This is a genomic window from Komagataeibacter melomenusus, assembly GCF_013155395.1.
Lineage (GTDB): Bacteria > Pseudomonadota > Alphaproteobacteria > Acetobacterales > Acetobacteraceae > Komagataeibacter > Komagataeibacter melomenusus.
Map to the genome: position 1 here is coordinate 93,861 of NZ_JABJWC010000003.1, position 15,501 is coordinate 109,361.

The window sequence follows — 15,501 nt, forward strand, 5'->3', positions numbered from 1 at the left end:
AGCAGACCCCAGTTTCTTTCCCGGCTGGCAGGCAGGCGAGAGGATTAAGAATATTCAAGTTCATTTGATGTGTGCAGAAATCACGGCCACCTAGCACTCGGCCTTGATATGAATCAATCAACCACGCGGAACTATTTGCGTGTTGTGGTCCAGCCTGACTGTTCTTTCGGTAATGTTGCCGGATGAACACAGTTTGGGAAACGCACCGTATGGTTTTGCAGCAGGTTTACTGTGCGTAATGGTCCGTATGGCATCACATCCCCACTCGCGCGCCATGGTCTCCATGGCGGGCAGCAGCGCGTCGATGATGGCCTGCGCGCGCGTGTAGGACAGGGTGATGATGTAGTCCGATGTCAGGGTATCGCCCGAACACAGGTCGAACCCGCGCCTGAAGGTGGCCATGCCGCATGGTGGCCTGCCATCGCCATAGCGGGCGACAAGGATGCCCTGCCGCGCCCGCGCGCCGGGGCGGGCCAGCCTGCGGCCGATCCGCATCCATTCGCGCAGCGTCAGGTGCGGAAAGGACTGGCGCACCAGCGGATAAAGCAGCGGGACATCGGCGGGGTCCAGTCGTCTGACCATAGGCGGGGGGACGGCCTGCACGCGTCGGGATTTCCTCGGGTTAAGAATTTTTTGTTATGATCAGTCGTGTTTACCTTATATTTCTGGGTTCACCGCATTGATTTACATCAACCCATCCGCCATAGTCTGCGCTCTTGGCGAATGCATTTATTGTATTTCTTGGGAGCCAGGGCATGTCCGGTTACTTCGGCGCCGGAACGCGGGCGCCTGAAAGTGAATTGGAAATTATCATGTCGGATATGCCTTCGTGTCAGTTCGAATCGAGGCCACGGCGTATCGTAATCGGGTCGGGTGGCGTGCAGGCCGATTTTTGCACCAATTGCAGCGTTCGCCCCACCAGCGTCTGTAGCGTGATCGAACCCTCCGATATCTCCCGCCTCGCCGAAGTGGCGGTGGAAACCATCATTTCCCCCGGTCGCGGCTTTATCGAGGAAGGCGCGCCTGCGACCGACTTCTTCAACGTGACATCGGGCACCGTGAAACTGTTCAAGGCCCTGCCTGACGGGCGGCGCCAGATCACCGGTTTTGCCGCACCCGGGCACTTTCTGGGCCTTGCCGTGTCGGACAGCTACGCCTTTGGCGCGGAAGCGATCGATACGGTGCGCGTATGCCGCTTCTCGCGTGAGAAGATGAGCGAACTGCTCGATGATTTTCCCAAGCTCGAGCGCCGCCTGCTTGAAGAAGCCTCCAACGAACTCGTGGCCGCCCAGAACCAGATGCTCCTGCTCGGTCGCAAGACCGCGCGCGAGCGCGTGGCGAGCTTCCTGCTCGACCAGATGCAGGCGGGCCTCCTGCCCGGCCAGCCGCCGCCATCCGGCGGGCGGCTGCACCTGCCCATGACCCGTGGCGACATTGCCGACTACCTTGGCCTGACCATCGAGACCGTCAGCCGCACGCTGAGCTGGATGCGCAGCCAGGGCATGATCGAGGTGGGCAAGGGCTACGCCATTACCATCGTGTCAACGGCCAAGCTTGAGGTTCTGGCGGCGGGCAACAGCTAGTCGTCCAGCCGGCTGGCGTCTTCATCCGGCGTGGCGGTATCGGGCATTTCGGTAAAGAGCGGCTTCTGTGGCGCGGGATGGGCCGGGCCGCCGACGATGTGGCCAAGCGGGGTCAGGATCTCCACATGGTCGCAGATGATCTTGAACACTGCCAGCAGGGGCACCGACAGGAACGCCCCGAAAATGCCCCACAGCCAGTCCCAGAACATGAGTGAGGCCATGACCAGCACCGGGTTGAGCGTGAAGCGCCGCGCCAGCACCATGGGGGTTATGGTCTCGCCTTCCGTCAGGTGGATGCACAGGTAGATGGCCGGCGGCAGCAGCGCCTGCCACACCGATGGATAGACGAACAGCCCCACCAGGAAATAGATGATGATGCCCATCATCGGCCCGATGATGGGAATGTAGTTGAGCAGGAACGCCATGACCCCCCACAGCAGCGGGTTGGGCATGCCCAGCAGCCAGCACTGCACCATGTTCACCACGCCCACGAGGCTGTTGATGATGGTGATGGTGGCCAGGTATTCCGACACGTTGCGCTCGATCTGATAGGCGATCTGCACCGTGCGGCGCTTGTCGGCGAAGGTGGGCATGATCTCGACAAAGCGCCGGAGCAGGCTGTCCCCCTGTGCCAGCAGGAAGAACAGCATCAGGATCATGGTGAAGAACTGGCCCATGAAGGCCTGCGTGCCCAGCAGGATGGAGGAGGAAAAGCGGTCCAGCCCCGCCACGCCGCCACCGCCGGTCGGCGTGGACACGATGATGACATGCCCGTCGGGTGTTGTCTGGTCGGTAGCGGCCACCGTGGCATGCCCGCCCGCGATGGACAGGAAATTATGGATCCGGTCGGACGCGCCGGTCAGGAGCTGGAACGGCCCGCGCAGGAAGGCCAGGCGCTCCTGCACTGTATTGATCGCGTCGGGCGCGCGCTCCAGCCACCCCGTGGCGGGCACGGAAATGGCGGTGCCCACCGCCCCCACCACGCCAAACACGCACAGGATCAGGCACAGCGCCGCCAGTGGCTTGGGCAGGTGCAGCCGCGTGTGCAGGAACCGCAGCGGCGAGGATAGCAGCAGGTTGACCACCAGCGCCAGGATCATGGGCAGGATGATGGCCGAGGCGAAATACAGCGTATAGAACACCGCCAGCACGCTGAGCAGCAGCAGGCAGGCCGTGCGGGTGTCGATGCGGCTGTGGCGCATGACCTCGATGGCGCGCTGCTGCTGGACCTGCTCGTAGGATGGCGGCGGGGGGGGCGGTGTCTCGGGCGGCATCGGTTCAGGTCCTGGCTTGTGCTGGCTTGGCCCGTATGGCCGGGGGCTGGTGTCCGCGTACCTGCTCCTTATGGCCGTATCGGGCAGGCAGGACCAAGGATTTTGGCACATTCCCGCTACGCAACCATTGCAGGGGGGCGGCGTGGTACACGCTAACGTGAATTTTCAGGCCCCATATGCCCCCACACATGACTTGAAAGTGGCGGGAGACCGGGCTCAAATAACCGACAGACGAAGGTTCCTGCCTTTCGCATATCAATCAATGGAGAGTCCCATGGCCTGGAATACCCCCAAGATCGTTGAAGTCCCCCTGGGCGCCGAGATCAACAGCTACGTCTGCGGCGAAAAGAAGTAAGATGGAAACATCGCCGCCTGTCTCGCACAGGCGGCGATTTTCTTTTACACTCTGCGTCCATGATCGACATTATCGTTCTCGGCGCGGCGGCGGGCGGCGGATTTCCCCAATGGAACTCCAATGCTCCCGGTTGCAGGCGGGCCAGGGCCGGCGATCCGGCAGCCCTGCCCCGCACACAGGCTTCCATCGCCATCAGCGGAGATGGAAAGAACTGGTTCGTGGTCAACGCATCGCCTGACCTGCGTACCCAGATCAACCAGACCCCGGCGCTGCACCCGCAGGAGGGCCTGCGTTCCACGCCCATCGCCGGCGTGATCCTGACAGGCGGCGAGGTGGATACCATCACCGGCCTGCTCACCCTGCGCGAGCGACAGCCCCTTACCCTTCTGGCCACGCCCGAAGTGCTGTCCATGCTGGATGCCAACCCCATTTTTGAGGCCCTGAACCGCGCGGTCGTGAGCCGTGAACCGATGGGACTCGACCAGCCCCTGGCGCTGAAGCTGGCCGATGGCGCGCCCGCGGGCCTGACCATCGTGCCCTTTGCCGTGCCCGGCAAGGTGCCGCTTTATGCCGAGTCCGGCCCCGACCCTGCCGCCATCTGTGAAAATGGCGAGACGATCGGCCTCGAGATTTCCGATGGCAACCACCGCGTATGCTTCGTGCCAGGCTGCGCGCGCATGACCGATAATTTGCGCGTGCGCCTGCGCGGGGCGGATGCCGTGTTCTTTGACGGCACGCTGTGGGTGGATGACGAGATGGTCCGCGCGGGCCTGGGCGAGAAGACCGGCCGCCGCATGGGCCACATGTCCATGGATGGCATGGACGGCACCATCGCCGCCCTGCGCGACCTGGGCATAAAGCGCAAGATTTTCATACACATCAACAATTCCAACCCTGTGCTGCTGGCAGATACGCCCGAGCGCGCTGCCGTCGAGGCCGCAGGGTGGGAAATCTCCCATGACGGGATGAGGATTACGGCATGAGCGCACCCCTGCTTTCCCCCGATGAACTCGAGGCGGCACTCCGCGCCATCGGGGCGGAACGCTACCACAACCTGCACCCCTTCCACCGTGCGCTGCATGATGGGCGGCTGAACCGTGCGCAGGTGCAGGCCTGGGCGCTGAACCGCTATTATTACCAGGCCAGCATCCCCGCCAAGGACGCAACGCTGCTCGCCCGCCTGCCCACGGCGGAACTGCGGCGCGAATGGCGCAGGCGGCTGGTGGACCATGATGGCGATGCGCCGGGCACCGGCGGTGTCGCGCGCTGGCTCAAGCTGACCGACGGGCTGGGGCTGGACCGCGCCTATGTGGAGTCGCTCGAAGGGCTGCTACCCGCCACCCGCTTCGCGGTGGATGCGTATGTGGCCTTCGTGCGTGACCGTTCCATCCTCGAGGCTATTGCCTCGTCGCTGACCGAACTGTTCTCGCCCACCATCATCAGCGAGCGCGTGGCGGGCATGCTGCGCCACTACGACTTCATTACGCCCGAAACACTGGCCTACTTCCAGCCGCGCCTGACACAGGCCCCACGTGATTCCGATTTTGCGCTGGGCTACGTGAAGGAACATGCCCGCACGCCCGCGCAGCAGCAGGCGGTGCTCGGCGCGCTCAAGTTCAAGTGCGGCGTGCTGTGGGCCATGCTTGATGAGCTGGAATACGCCTACGTCAATCCGGGCCGCATCCCCCCCGGTGCGTTCCGCCCGGATGCGGCATGAGCGCAGACCTGACTGACGAGACGGTCATCCGCTTCGCGCGCGGGGTGCGGTTGCAGCATGACCGCGTGCGTGAGCGCTGGATCATCCAGGCGCCGGAGCGGGCCTTCATTCCCGATCCCATCGCGGCCGAGGTGCTCAGACTGGTCGATGGCACGCGCACGCTGGGCCAGATCATTGCCGATCTGGCCAGCCGCTTCGCCGCCCCGGTTGATGTGATCGGGCGCGATGTCCATGTCATGGTGACCGACCTCATGACCCGACAGGTGCTGGTGGCATGACCGAAACCATTCTCTCGCCCATGAGCCTGCTGGCGGAACTCACGCATCGCTGCCCGTTGCAGTGCCCGTACTGTTCCAACCCGCTGGCGCTGGAGCCGCGCAAGAACGAGCTTTCCACCGCCGAATGGATCAGCGTGCTTGACCAGGCCGCCGAGATGGGGGTGCTGCAGGTGCATTTTTCGGGCGGCGAGCCGATGAGCCGCCCCGACCTGCCCGAACTCATCCGCCATGCCGTGGGGCTGGGGCTGTACACCAACCTCATCACCTCTGGCGTGCTGCTGAACGAGAAGACCTTCCCGGCACTGGTGGAGGCGGGACTCGATCATGTCCAGCTTTCGTTCCAGGATATCGACACGAAAAATGCCGAGATTGTGGGCGGCATGAAAGGCGCGCAGGCCCGCAAGATCGAGGCGGCACGGCTGGTTGCAGCCGACGGCATGCCGCTGACGCTGAACTTCGTCATCTACCGTGAAAACGCAGATCGCGTGCCGCAGATGCTTGAGGCAGCGCTGAAGATGGGCGCGCGCCGGGTCGAGATCGCCCATACGCAGTATTATGGCTGGGGGCTGGCCAACCGCGAGGCCCTCATGCCCACCGCCGCCCAGCTTGAGCAGACCACGCAGGCGGTGGAGGCGGCACGCAGGACATACGAGGGCCGCCTGACCATCGATTACGTCACACCCGATTACTATGCCGACCGGCCCAAGCCGTGCATGGGGGGCTGGGGGCGGCGGTTCATCAACATCTCGCCCTCGGGCCGGGTGCTGCCGTGCCATGCGGCCGAGACCATTCCCAACGTCGCCTTCCCTGACGTGAAGCACGACACGCTGGACCATATCTGGCGTGAGGCCCCGCTTTTTACCATGTTCCGCGGCACGGACTGGATGCCCCAGCCCTGCCGGAGCTGCGACCAGCGCGAGAAGGACTGGGGCGGCTGCCGCTGCCAGGCCCTGGCGCTGGCAGGTGATGCCGCCGCGACTGACCCGGTCTGCTCACGCGCGCCCGACCATGAGCGGGTCAAGGCCGTGCTCGACACCCTGCCCGCCACGCCGCCACCGTTTCGCTACCGGCGATATGCGCGTGCTACGGATGAGGTCGGCTGACCTCGCCCTTCACGTCCACGCGCGGCAGGCAGATCACGAAGCGCGCGCCCTGCACGTGGCCATCGGCATCCACGCGGTTTTCAGCGCTGATGGTGCCGCGCAGGGCCTCGATGATCTGCTTGCTGATCGACAGGCCCAGGCCGGAATGCTGGCCAAAATTCTCGCTGCTCGGCCGCTCGGAATAAAAGCGGTCGAAAATGTTGTCGAGCTTGGCCTGCGGAATGCCGGGGCCATCATCACTGACCGCAATCTCCACCATGCCGCCCGCGGGCACCGCGCTGAGCAGGATCTTGCCATCGGGCGGCGAGAACGAGATGGCGTTGCCGATCAGGTTGCGCAGCACCTGCACCAGCCGGTCTTCCACCGCCAGCACCACCAGCCTGCGCTCGGGGCTGTCGCCGCTGCTTGCCACCGCCATGAAGGGCTGGCCCGGCTTGCGGGTGGCCTGATGAATTTCGGCCAGTACGGAGAGCAGCGGCACGATGGCCACCGGCTCGGCGCGGGTGCGCGAGAGTTCGGCATCCACGCGGCTGGCATCGGAAATATCGGTAATCAGCCGGTCGAGCCTGCGCACGTCGTCGTTGATGATCGACATCAGGCGGCGCTGGCGCTCGGGGTCATCAATGCGCAGCAGGCTTTCAATGGCCGAGCGGATGGAGGAGAGCGGGTTCTTGATCTCGTGGCTGACATCGGCGGCAAAGCGCTCGATGGCATCCATGCGCGCCCACAACGCGCTCGCACTGTCCTGCAACGCACGGGCAACCTCGCCAATCTCGTCGCGCCGGGCCAGCAGGCGCTCGGGCACCATGTCGGTGCGGTCGGAGGATTCGCGCATGGTGTGGGCCGAGGCCGCAAGCCGCAGCAGCGGGCGGGCGATGGTGAGCGACAGATACCACGAGAGCAGGATGGTCAGCGCCAGCGCCATGAGGAACAGCGACAGGATGGACGAGCGCACGGCAAACAGCGAGCGGTCGACATCACGCGCCTCACGCGTGAGCTGGATGATGCCCACCGTGGTCTGGCCCGCATGCATGACCGGCTCGGCCACGGTCACCATGAGCTGGTGGTCGGCGTTGCGGCGGATATAGGGCGGAATTTCCATCACCCGCGTGCCATCGGGCTGGGTGACGGGCTGGATCGACGGGTCTGAATCCGGCGTGTCCAGCGTCATGATCCGCTCGCCCGAAAGCGTGGGCAACTGCGCCAGAAGCCAGTTATACAGCCGCTCGCCCATATTGATCGATGCGCCGTGTGGCGGGCTTGCGTGCTCGTCTTCCTCGGCCGGTGGCAGGGGGGTGGCCCGCACGCCAAACCCTGCCTGTTCCACGCGGCTGTCGGCCACGATCTGGCCATCAGGGGCGAACAGGCGGGCATGCGCACTCGGGCTGGGCTCGGTCAGGCGCAGCAGCAGCGGCCCCGCAAGGTCCGGCGCCAGGGTCACGTCACGGTGCGACACGATCACGGCACTCTGCCCCAGCGCGCCCGCATAGATGCGCGCCTGCTCGCGCAGGGCCGAGACCTCGGCCTCAAGCAGGCTGTTCTGGAACTGGGTGAGGTACAGCAGCGTCAGCGCCAGCAGGCCGAGCGGCAGTGTATTGACCAGAAGGATGCGCCGCATGAGCGGCGAGACCAGCCGGGTGCGGTATTCCATGAATTCCGCAACCGCGTTCTGCCGCTCCCCGCTCCACCGCCGGGGCAGCAGGCGGCGCAGCGGGCGGGGAAGCGGTAGGGAAGACAGGAGAAGACGGGACACCGGCGTGCTCATTCCTCCTTGTAGCGGTAGCCGATGCCGTACAGCGTCTCGATCTGGTTGAACGCGTCATCCACCTGCCGGAACTTCTTGCGCACGCGCTTGATGTGGCTGTCGATGGTGCGGTCATCCACGTAGATGTTCTCGCCATAGGCCGCATCGATCAGCTGGTCACGCGACTTGACCAGGCCGGGGCGGGCGGCAAGCGCCTTGACGAGCAGGAACTCGGTGACCGTAAGCTGGATGTCGCGCCCGTGCCACAGGCACTGGTGGCGGGTTTCATCCAGCGACAGGGCGCCGCGCACCATGGTGCCGGTGGGGCTGATGCCCGCCGCCTCGCTGCGGCTGACCTCGTTGCGGCGCAGCAGCGCGCGGATGCGCTCGAGCAGCAGGCGCTGCGAGAACGGCTTGGTGATGTAGTCATCCGCCCCCAGCCGCAGGCCCATGAGCTGGTCCACCTCCTCATCCTTGGAAGACAGGAAGATCACAGGCAGCTGCGAGCGCGCGCGCAGGCGCTGGAGCAGTTCCATCCCGTCCATGCGCGGCATCTTGATATCGAGCACCGCCAGGTCGGCCGGGCGCGATGACAGACCATGCAGCGCACTCTCCCCATCGGTATAGGTGCGGACGATGAAGCCTTCCGCCTCCAGTGTCATCTGCACGGAGGTCAGGATGTTCCTGTCATCGTCAACCAGCACGATCGTCTGTTTCGTTGGCTCCATGGGGGCTCTCTTTTTGCTCCTTCGCCGATCCGGGCATGACCGCCAGCATCTTGCCTGGCAGGCGCGCGCAGCATAGCGTCATAACCGCCCGCATGTCATGAGGGGATGCGGGTGCCGGGATCCACTGGAATGATAACGTCATTCCGGCTGCTCCGTTCACGGCAGGGACGTTGCGCAAAATCGGCATGCCTGCCGGGAGCGCAATGCCTTGTCCATCGGTCAGTCGTTACCTACTTGTAAGAGCATGAGCGAGAACACAGACCCCACCCCCTTTGCCGACGCCACCCCCGGCGATGGCACACCCTCCGACGCGCATGGCGCGCACGCCCACGAAGCGGCAGCGCCCCAGCCCGAGGCGGAGGCCGGACCCGACCCGCGCATAGCCGAGCTTGAAGCCGAACTCTCGGCCATGCGTGACAAGTGGATGCGCGCGGAAGCCGACATGCAGAACCTGCGCACCCGCACCAAGCGCGAAGTGGAAGATGCCCGGCAATACGCCGTGCAGAAATTCGCCAAGGACGTGGTCGAGGCCGCCGAGAACCTCAAGCGCGCGCTGGCCAGTCTGCCCAAGCCCACCGAGGGCGAGGACAAGCTGCTGACCAGCATGCGCGAAGGCATCGAGAGCACCGAGCGTTCGTTCATGGGCATTCTCGAGCGCAACGGCATCAAGGCGGAAGACGCGAAGGGCAAGCCCTTCGATGCCAACCTGCACCAGGCCATGAGCCAGCAGCACAGCGACGAACACCCCGCCGATACCGTGATGGAGGCATGGACGCCTGCATGGACGCTGCACGGGCGGCTGCTCAAGCCGGCCATGGTGGTCGTGTCGAAAGGGCCGGCGCAGGCAGGGTGAAATCCCGCCCGTGCATGGCTGGCTCCTCTTGAAAGCGACGCACGGGCTGCCTACATCGGATAATGATGACGGCGTGCGGGTGGATGTGGAAAAAACAGTCCGCGCCACACGCCGGACGACTGAATAAAGAAGGGTCTGTCCCGATGCTTCGGGTCCGGACAGGCCGCTGAAAAGGAGAAGATTTCATGAGCAAGGTTATCGGTATCGACCTTGGTACGACCAATTCCTGCGTTGCCGTGCGTGAAGGCGACGAGACGCGGGTCATCGAGAACAGCGAAGGCGCACGCACGACCCCGTCGATGGTCGCCTTTACCGACAGCGGCGAGATGCTCGTGGGCCAGGCCGCCAAGCGCCAGGCCGTCACCAACCCCGCCAACACGCTGTATGCCGTCAAGCGCCTGATCGGCCGCCGTTATGACGACCCGACCGTGGCGAAGGACAAGGGCCTTGTCCCCTACGAGATCGTCAAGGGCGACAACGGTGATGCCTGGGTCGAGGCACAGGGCAAGAAATACGCCCCCGCGCAGATCTCCGCCTTCATCCTGGGCAAGATGAAGGAAACTGCCGAGTCCTATCTGGGCGAGCCGGTCAAGCAGGCCGTCATTACCGTTCCGGCCTACTTCAATGACGCCCAGCGTCAGGCCACGAAGGATGCGGGCCGCATCGCCGGGCTTGAAGTGCTGCGCATCATCAACGAGCCGACCGCCGCAGCCCTGGCCTATGGCCTGCAGAAGAAGAACGGCGGCACGATTGCGGTCTATGACCTTGGCGGCGGCACGTTCGACGTGTCCATCCTCGAGATTTCCGATGGCGTGATCGAGGTGAAGTCCACCAACGGTGACACGTTCCTCGGCGGTGAAGACTTCGATGCCCGCATCATCGGCTTCCTGGCCGACGAGTTCAAGCGCGAGCAGGGCATCGACCTGCGTCAGGACAAGCTGGCCCTGCAGCGCCTGAAGGAAGCGGCTGAAAAGGCGAAGATCGAACTCTCCTCCTCCAAGGAGACCGAGATCAACCTGCCGTTCATTACCGCTGATGCCTCCGGGCCCAAGCACCTCGTGGTCAAGCTGACCCGTGCGAAGCTGGAAAGCCTGGTCGATGACCTGATCCAGCGCACGCTCGAGCCCTGCCGTGCGGCGATGAAGGATGCGTCCGTCTCGTCGGGTGAGATCGATGAAGTCATCCTCGTGGGTGGCATGACGCGCATGCCCAAGGTGATCGAGGCCGTCAAGGAGTTCTTCGGCAAGGAACCCGCCCGTAACGTGAACCCCGACGAAGTGGTCGCCATCGGCGCCGCCGTGCAGGGTGCGGTGCTGCAGGGCGATGTCAAGGACGTGCTGCTGCTCGACGTCACCCCGCTGTCGCTGGGCATCGAGACGCGCGGTGGCATCTTCACCCGCCTGATCGACCGCAACACGACCATCCCGACCAAGAAGAGCCAGACCTTCTCGACCGCGGAAGACAACCAGACGGCCGTGACCATCAAGGTCTATCAGGGCGAGCGTGAAATTGCGGCTGACAACAAGCTGCTTGGCAATTTCGACCTGACCGGCATCGCGCCTGCTCCGAGCGGCGTGCCGCAGATCGAGGTGACGTTCGACATCGACGCCAACGGCATCGTGTCCGTCTCGGCCAAGGACAAGGCGACCGGCAAGGAACAGCAGATCAAGATCCAGGCTTCTGGTGGTCTGTCCGAAGCCGACATCGACAAGATGGTGAAGGACGCCGAGGCCAATGCCGAGGCTGACAAGGCCAAGAAGGAGCAGATCGAGGCCCGTAACCAGGCCGAAGGCATGGCCCATCAGGTCGAGAAGTCACTGACCGAAGGGGGCGACAAGATCCCGGCGGCTGACAAGGCCGAGGCGGAAGCCGCGATCGCCGCCGTGCGCAAGGCGCTTGAAGGCACCGATGCCGAGGCGCTGAAGACCGCGACCGATCACCTGACGCAGGTTGGCATGAAGGTTGGCGAAGCCATCCACAAGGCTGGCCAGGCCGAGGGTGCCGCAGGTGCCGCCGCCGGTGGGGCAGCACCGAAGGATGAAAAGGTGGTCGACGCCGACTTCGAGGACGTGGACGACTCCAAGAAGTCCTGATTGCCGCAAGGCGTCATACAGGCTCCGGAAAGCGGGGCGCGGGCCTGAGGGCCCGCGTTCCCTTCCACCAGGGTGGCGCCCGTGCTTCTTTGAAGACGGGCGCTTTCCATATGCTGCCCAACAATTAAAGCTGGAACGCGAGGATCGTGCCGCGACAAGCCGGGCGGCCGCGTTTGCTAGAGGACCAACATGGCCACCAAGATAGATTATTACGCAGCCCTTGAAGTTTCGCGTGATGCCAATGGCGATGAAATCAAGCGGGCGTATCGCAAGCTGGCCATGAAATACCATCCCGACCGCAATCCGGGGGATGCGCAGGCGGAAAGCAAGTTCAAGGAAATCAGCGAAGCCTACGACGTGCTGAAGGATGACCAGAAGCGCGCTGCCTATGACCGCTTTGGCCATGCCGCGTTCGAGGGCGGTGGCCCGGGGCCGGGTGGCTTCGACTTTGGTGGCGGCGGGCTTGGCGACATCTTCGAGCAGATGTTTGGCGACATGATGGGCGGCAGGCGCGGTGGCCGCCGCTCGGGCGCCGATATCCAGGTGCAGGTCACCATCACCTTCGTCGAGGCTTTTGCGGGGGTGAAGAAGGAAATCACCATCCCCACCCGCGTCACCTGCAAAAGCTGTGATGGCGCCGGCTCCGCCGACAAGGACCAGCCGCCCGAAACCTGCCCCTCGTGCCACGGCGCGGGCAAGGTGCGCGCGCAGCAGGGCTTCTTTTCCATCGAGCGCCCCTGCCCCACCTGTCACGGCACCGGCCGCCTGATCCGCAACCCGTGCAAGGAATGCCACGGTGCGGGTACGGTGGAAAAGAACCGCACCATCGAGGTGGCGATCCCCGCAGGTGTCGAGGATGGCACGCGCATCCGCATCACTGGCGAGGGCGAGGCCGGCGGCAAGGGCGTGCCCGCAGGCGACCTGTATGTGCATGTGTCGGTGGAGGCGCATGCCATCTTCCAGCGTGATGGCGCCAATATCTATTGCCGCGTGCCGGTGCGCATGGGCCAGGCCGCCCTTGGCACCGAGATCGAGGTGCCGGTGGTCGATGGCTCGCGCGCCAAGGTCAAGATCCCGGCAGGTACCCAGACGGGCGAGCACTTCCGCCTGCGTGGCAAGGGGTTCTCGGTGCTGCGCTCTTCCGCGCGGGGCGACATGTATATTCAGGTCGTGGTCGAGACACCGCGCCACCTGAGCAAGCGCCAGCGTGAACTGCTTGAGGAATTCGAGGCCGATGCCGTAGGCCATGCCAAGGGCAGCCCCGAGAGCACCGGCTTCTTCAGCAAGGTGAAGGATTTTTTTGAAGGCAAGCTGTAAGCCTGTTCTCACGCCATGGCGACCATGGCGTGCAGGTGGTTGAAATTGCTGATGGGTCAGGTGTAGGGTCGAACCACTATTCATGGTGAATCCCCCCCAACCTGCACCATGAATAGAGTTCAGGCGGCGCGATCCCCCGGTCGCGCCGCCATTTGCATATCTGGGCACTGGTGGAGAAGACAGCATGAACGCGCAGCCCCTGCGGATCGGGATTACGGGCCTTAATGGCCGTGTCGGCCGCCTTCTGGCGCAGGAAGTGCCAGCGGCAGGGGCCGTGCTGGCCGGTGGCACGACGCGCGATGGCCGCCCTGTTGAAGGGATCGACTGCCCCGTTCATGCCGATATCGCCACCCTTGCCGCGCAGTGCGATGTGGTGATCGACTTCACCCATGTCAGCACGGTGGTGGCGCATGCCCAGGCCCTCGCTGCGGCAGGCACGGCATGGGTGCTGGGCACGACCGGCCTTTCAGCAGCAGACCAGCAGGCGGTCGATCTGGCCGCAACCCGCATTGCCGTGGTGCAGGCGGCCAATTTCTCGCCCGGTGTCACGCTGGTCACCCGCCTTGCGCGCCAGATGGCCGCCGTGCTGCCCGGCAGCGAGTATGATGCCGAGATCCTTGAAATGCATCACCGCCAGAAAGTCGATGCCCCTTCAGGCACGGCGCTGGCCATGGGCCGCGCGGTGGCGCAGGGGCGCGGCATCAGGCTCGAAGACCATATCGAAAGCGGGCGCGATGGCCATACCGGCCCGCGCGCTGATGGCGCGATTGGCTTTGCCGCCCTGCGCGGCGGGCAGATCGTGGGCGAGCATTCGGTCATCTTCACCTCCAGCCATGAACAGATCAGCCTGACCCACCGCTCGTTTGACCGCAGGGTCTATGCCACGGGCGCGGTCCGGGCCGCGCACTGGCTGCGCGGGCATGAGGTGGGACTCTATGATATGGAAGACGTGCTGGGCCTGCCGCGCGATTGATATCAAGGTATTGATAATAAAATATAAAAGTTTTCGGGTTCCGCCTTTTTTCAAAAAGGCGGCGTTCCTTGAAGCTTTTTGAAAAAAGCTTCACCAGAAACTTTTCCATGGCAGTGCCTCGACCATCCGCGTGCCGCAGGCCATCCGGGAGGGTGGTATTCAGGGAAATGGCTTGACGCTTGGGCGGGTTTCGGCCAAACGCATGCGATCGTACGCCCGGTTTCGCAGGCGTTATTCTACTCCATACGAGGCAGACAGGACCATCATGCGCAATAAAGGCGATTTTCTGTTTACATCGGAATCAGTATCCGAAGGGCATCCCGACAAGGTCGCTGACCGGATCAGTGATACCGTTCTCGATGCCTTCCTGACAGCAGATGGTGAATCCCGCGTTGCGTGTGAAACGATGGTCACCACCAACCGCATCATCCTTGCCGGTGAAGTGCGTGGTCCGTCTTCCGTCACCCCTGACCTGCTGATCCAGGGTGCGCGCGATGCGGTGAAGGATATCGGCTACGACCAGGCCGGCTTCTCATGGCGCAATGCCGAGGTGGAATACTACCTACATGCCCAGTCCGCCGATATCGCCGTGGGCGTTGACAGCGCGGGCGACAAGGACGAAGGCGCAGGGGACCAGGGCATCATGTTCGGCTTCGCCACGCGCGAGACTGAAAGCCTCATGCCCGCGCCGCTGTTCTACGCGCATGACATCCTTCACCGCGTGCGCGACCTGCGCAAGGCGGGCGACCCGCGCGCTGCCGCCCTGCAGCCCGATGCCAAGAGCCAGGTCACGCTGCGCTATGTCGATGGCAAGCCCGTGGGCGCCACCTCGGTCGTGATCTCGACCCAGCATGTGGAAGGTGCCAGCCAGGCCACCATCCGCGAGGAACTCGGCAGCATCGTGCGCGATGTGCTGCCTGAGGGCTGGATGCCGCCGGAAGACGAATTCTACGTCAACCCCACCGGCGTGTTCGTGATCGGCGGCCCCGATGGCGATTGCGGCCTGACCGGGCGCAAGATCATTGTCGACACCTATGGCGGTGCTGCCCCGCATGGTGGCGGTGCGTTCTCGGGCAAGGACCCCACGAAGGTGGACCGCTCGGCAGCCTATGCCTGCCGCTACCTGGCCAAGAACGTGGTGGCTGCGGGCCTTGCCGATCGCTGCACCCTGCAGATTTCCTACGCCATTGGCGTCTCGCACCCGCTTTCGGTCTATGTGGACCTTGATGGCACGGGCAAGGACATTGATGAGGCAAAGCTTGGCCGCGTCCTGCGCGAGGTCATGGACCTCAGCCCGCGCGGCATCCGCAGGCACCTGCGCCTCAACCGCCCCATCTACACCCAGACCTCCGCCTACGGCCATTTCGGCCGCACGCCGGATGCGGCGAAGGACGACTTCACCTGGGAGCAGACCGATCTGGTCGATGCCCTGCGTGGCGCGTTCAACCGCTAAAAGACGATAAAAGTTTTTGGGTGCGGCCTT

General features: G+C 64.1%; 15 protein-coding genes. 11 read left to right on the forward strand and 4 right to left on the reverse strand.

Going from position 1 to position 15,501, the window contains the following annotated elements:
• Nucleotides 1–117: 117 nt before the first annotated feature.
• Nucleotides 118–582: a hypothetical protein gene (locus HNW77_RS02290; RefSeq protein ID WP_172154987.1), complete on the reverse strand. Its 465-nt coding sequence runs from the start codon at nucleotides 580–582 to the stop codon at nucleotides 118–120.
• A 230-nt stretch (nucleotides 583–812) separates the two neighbouring features.
• Here HNW77_RS02290 and HNW77_RS02295 point away from each other — a divergent pair, with 230 nt between their 5' ends.
• A complete protein-coding gene (locus tag HNW77_RS02295) occupies nucleotides 813–1,583 on the forward strand; it encodes a Crp/Fnr family transcriptional regulator (protein ID WP_172154989.1) in 771 nt (256 codons plus the stop codon).
• Here HNW77_RS02295 and HNW77_RS02300 read toward each other — a convergent pair.
• Nucleotides 1,580–2,857, reverse strand: coding sequence for an AI-2E family transporter (locus HNW77_RS02300; protein WP_408886752.1), 1,278 nt, complete (start codon nucleotides 2,855–2,857; stop codon nucleotides 1,580–1,582). The genes HNW77_RS02295 and HNW77_RS02300 overlap by 4 nt on opposite strands.
• Nucleotides 2,858–3,131: 274 nt before the next feature.
• Here HNW77_RS02300 and pqqA point away from each other — a divergent pair, with 274 nt between their 5' ends.
• The 5 genes from pqqA to pqqE are packed head-to-tail and all read left to right on the forward strand — an operon-like array spanning nucleotide 3,132 to nucleotide 6,310.
• A complete protein-coding gene (gene pqqA / locus HNW77_RS02305) occupies nucleotides 3,132–3,212 on the forward strand; it encodes a pyrroloquinoline quinone precursor peptide PqqA (RefSeq protein WP_010508617.1) in 81 nt (26 codons plus the stop codon).
• 59 nt (nucleotides 3,213–3,271) lie between these two features.
• Nucleotides 3,272–4,195, forward strand: coding sequence for a pyrroloquinoline quinone biosynthesis protein PqqB (pqqB, locus tag HNW77_RS02310; RefSeq protein WP_172154991.1), 924 nt, complete (start codon nucleotides 3,272–3,274; stop codon nucleotides 4,193–4,195).
• Nucleotides 4,192–4,929 carry a pyrroloquinoline-quinone synthase PqqC gene (pqqC, locus tag HNW77_RS02315; RefSeq protein WP_172154993.1) on the forward strand — a complete coding sequence of 246 codons (738 nt, stop codon included), beginning with the start codon at nucleotides 4,192–4,194 and terminating at the stop codon, nucleotides 4,927–4,929. Before pqqB ends, pqqC begins: the two co-directional genes overlap by 4 nt.
• Complete coding sequence (pqqD, locus tag HNW77_RS02320; RefSeq protein WP_172154995.1) at nucleotides 4,926–5,207, forward strand: pyrroloquinoline quinone biosynthesis peptide chaperone PqqD; 282 nt, start codon at nucleotides 4,926–4,928, stop codon at nucleotides 5,205–5,207. The genes pqqC and pqqD overlap by 4 nt, the downstream gene beginning before the upstream one ends.
• The gene (gene pqqE, locus HNW77_RS02325; protein ID WP_172154997.1) at nucleotides 5,204–6,310 is read left to right on the forward strand and encodes a pyrroloquinoline quinone biosynthesis protein PqqE; all 1,107 of its coding nucleotides are present in this window, start codon (nucleotides 5,204–5,206) and stop codon (nucleotides 6,308–6,310) included. The genes pqqD and pqqE overlap by 4 nt, the downstream gene beginning before the upstream one ends.
• Here the strand turns inward: pqqE and HNW77_RS02330 are convergent.
• Together HNW77_RS02330 and HNW77_RS02335 are read right to left on the reverse strand one after the other, a co-directional pair.
• Nucleotides 6,291–7,961 (reverse strand): stimulus-sensing domain-containing protein, encoded by a 1,671-nt coding sequence (locus tag HNW77_RS02330; protein WP_241694246.1) that lies wholly within the window; start codon nucleotides 7,959–7,961, stop codon nucleotides 6,291–6,293. The genes pqqE and HNW77_RS02330 overlap by 20 nt on opposite strands.
• A 110-nt stretch (nucleotides 7,962–8,071) precedes the next feature.
• Nucleotides 8,072–8,782, reverse strand: coding sequence for a response regulator transcription factor (locus HNW77_RS02335; RefSeq protein ID WP_007397227.1), 711 nt, complete (start codon nucleotides 8,780–8,782; stop codon nucleotides 8,072–8,074).
• Between the two features lie 244 nt (nucleotides 8,783–9,026).
• On the opposite strand from HNW77_RS02335, the gene HNW77_RS02340 reads away from it, so the two are divergent.
• The 5 genes from HNW77_RS02340 to metK all read left to right on the forward strand — a co-directional run bounded on the left by HNW77_RS02340 (nucleotide 9,027) and on the right by metK (nucleotide 15,471).
• Entirely contained in the window at nucleotides 9,027–9,635 is a 609-nt protein-coding gene (locus HNW77_RS02340) for a nucleotide exchange factor GrpE (protein WP_172155001.1), read from the forward strand.
• A 185-nt stretch (nucleotides 9,636–9,820) separates the two neighbouring features.
• Nucleotides 9,821–11,728: a molecular chaperone DnaK gene (gene dnaK / locus HNW77_RS02345; RefSeq protein ID WP_172155003.1), complete on the forward strand. Its 1,908-nt coding sequence runs from the start codon at nucleotides 9,821–9,823 to the stop codon at nucleotides 11,726–11,728.
• A gap of 189 nt (nucleotides 11,729–11,917) precedes the next feature.
• Complete coding sequence (gene dnaJ, locus HNW77_RS02350; RefSeq protein ID WP_172155005.1) at nucleotides 11,918–13,045, forward strand: molecular chaperone DnaJ; 1,128 nt, start codon at nucleotides 11,918–11,920, stop codon at nucleotides 13,043–13,045.
• A gap of 184 nt (nucleotides 13,046–13,229) precedes the next feature.
• Nucleotides 13,230–14,018 (forward strand): 4-hydroxy-tetrahydrodipicolinate reductase, encoded by a 789-nt coding sequence (gene dapB, locus HNW77_RS02355; protein WP_172155007.1) that lies wholly within the window; start codon nucleotides 13,230–13,232, stop codon nucleotides 14,016–14,018.
• Between the two features lie 265 nt (nucleotides 14,019–14,283).
• Nucleotides 14,284–15,471: a methionine adenosyltransferase gene (metK, locus tag HNW77_RS02360; protein WP_172155009.1), complete on the forward strand. Its 1,188-nt coding sequence runs from the start codon at nucleotides 14,284–14,286 to the stop codon at nucleotides 15,469–15,471.
• Nucleotides 15,472–15,501: the final 30 nt, after the last annotated feature.

Excerpts from the sequence above, each read along its gene's own strand:
- HNW77_RS02290 (WP_172154987.1), bottom strand. The coding sequence starts at position 582 with ATGGTCAGACGACTGGACCCCGCCGATGTCCCGCTGCTTTATCCGCTG.
- HNW77_RS02295 (WP_172154989.1), top strand. The coding sequence starts at position 813 with ATGTCGGATATGCCTTCGTGTCAGTTCGAATCGAGGCCACGGCGTATC.
- HNW77_RS02300 (WP_408886752.1), bottom strand. The coding sequence starts at position 2,857 with ATGCCGCCCGAGACACCGCCCCCCCCGCCGCCATCCTACGAGCAGGTC.
- pqqA (WP_010508617.1), top strand. The coding sequence starts at position 3,132 with ATGGCCTGGAATACCCCCAAGATCGTTGAAGTCCCCCTGGGCGCCGAG.
- pqqB (WP_172154991.1), top strand. The coding sequence starts at position 3,272 with ATGATCGACATTATCGTTCTCGGCGCGGCGGCGGGCGGCGGATTTCCC.
- pqqC (WP_172154993.1), top strand. The coding sequence starts at position 4,192 with ATGAGCGCACCCCTGCTTTCCCCCGATGAACTCGAGGCGGCACTCCGC.
- pqqD (WP_172154995.1), top strand. The coding sequence starts at position 4,926 with ATGAGCGCAGACCTGACTGACGAGACGGTCATCCGCTTCGCGCGCGGG.
- pqqE (WP_172154997.1), top strand. The coding sequence starts at position 5,204 with ATGACCGAAACCATTCTCTCGCCCATGAGCCTGCTGGCGGAACTCACG.
- HNW77_RS02330 (WP_241694246.1), bottom strand. The coding sequence starts at position 7,961 with ATGGAATACCGCACCCGGCTGGTCTCGCCGCTCATGCGGCGCATCCTT.
- HNW77_RS02335 (WP_007397227.1), bottom strand. The coding sequence starts at position 8,782 with ATGGAGCCAACGAAACAGACGATCGTGCTGGTTGACGATGACAGGAAC.
- HNW77_RS02340 (WP_172155001.1), top strand. The coding sequence starts at position 9,027 with ATGAGCGAGAACACAGACCCCACCCCCTTTGCCGACGCCACCCCCGGC.
- dnaK (WP_172155003.1), top strand. The coding sequence starts at position 9,821 with ATGAGCAAGGTTATCGGTATCGACCTTGGTACGACCAATTCCTGCGTT.
- dnaJ (WP_172155005.1), top strand. The coding sequence starts at position 11,918 with ATGGCCACCAAGATAGATTATTACGCAGCCCTTGAAGTTTCGCGTGAT.
- dapB (WP_172155007.1), top strand. The coding sequence starts at position 13,230 with ATGAACGCGCAGCCCCTGCGGATCGGGATTACGGGCCTTAATGGCCGT.
- metK (WP_172155009.1), top strand. The coding sequence starts at position 14,284 with ATGCGCAATAAAGGCGATTTTCTGTTTACATCGGAATCAGTATCCGAA.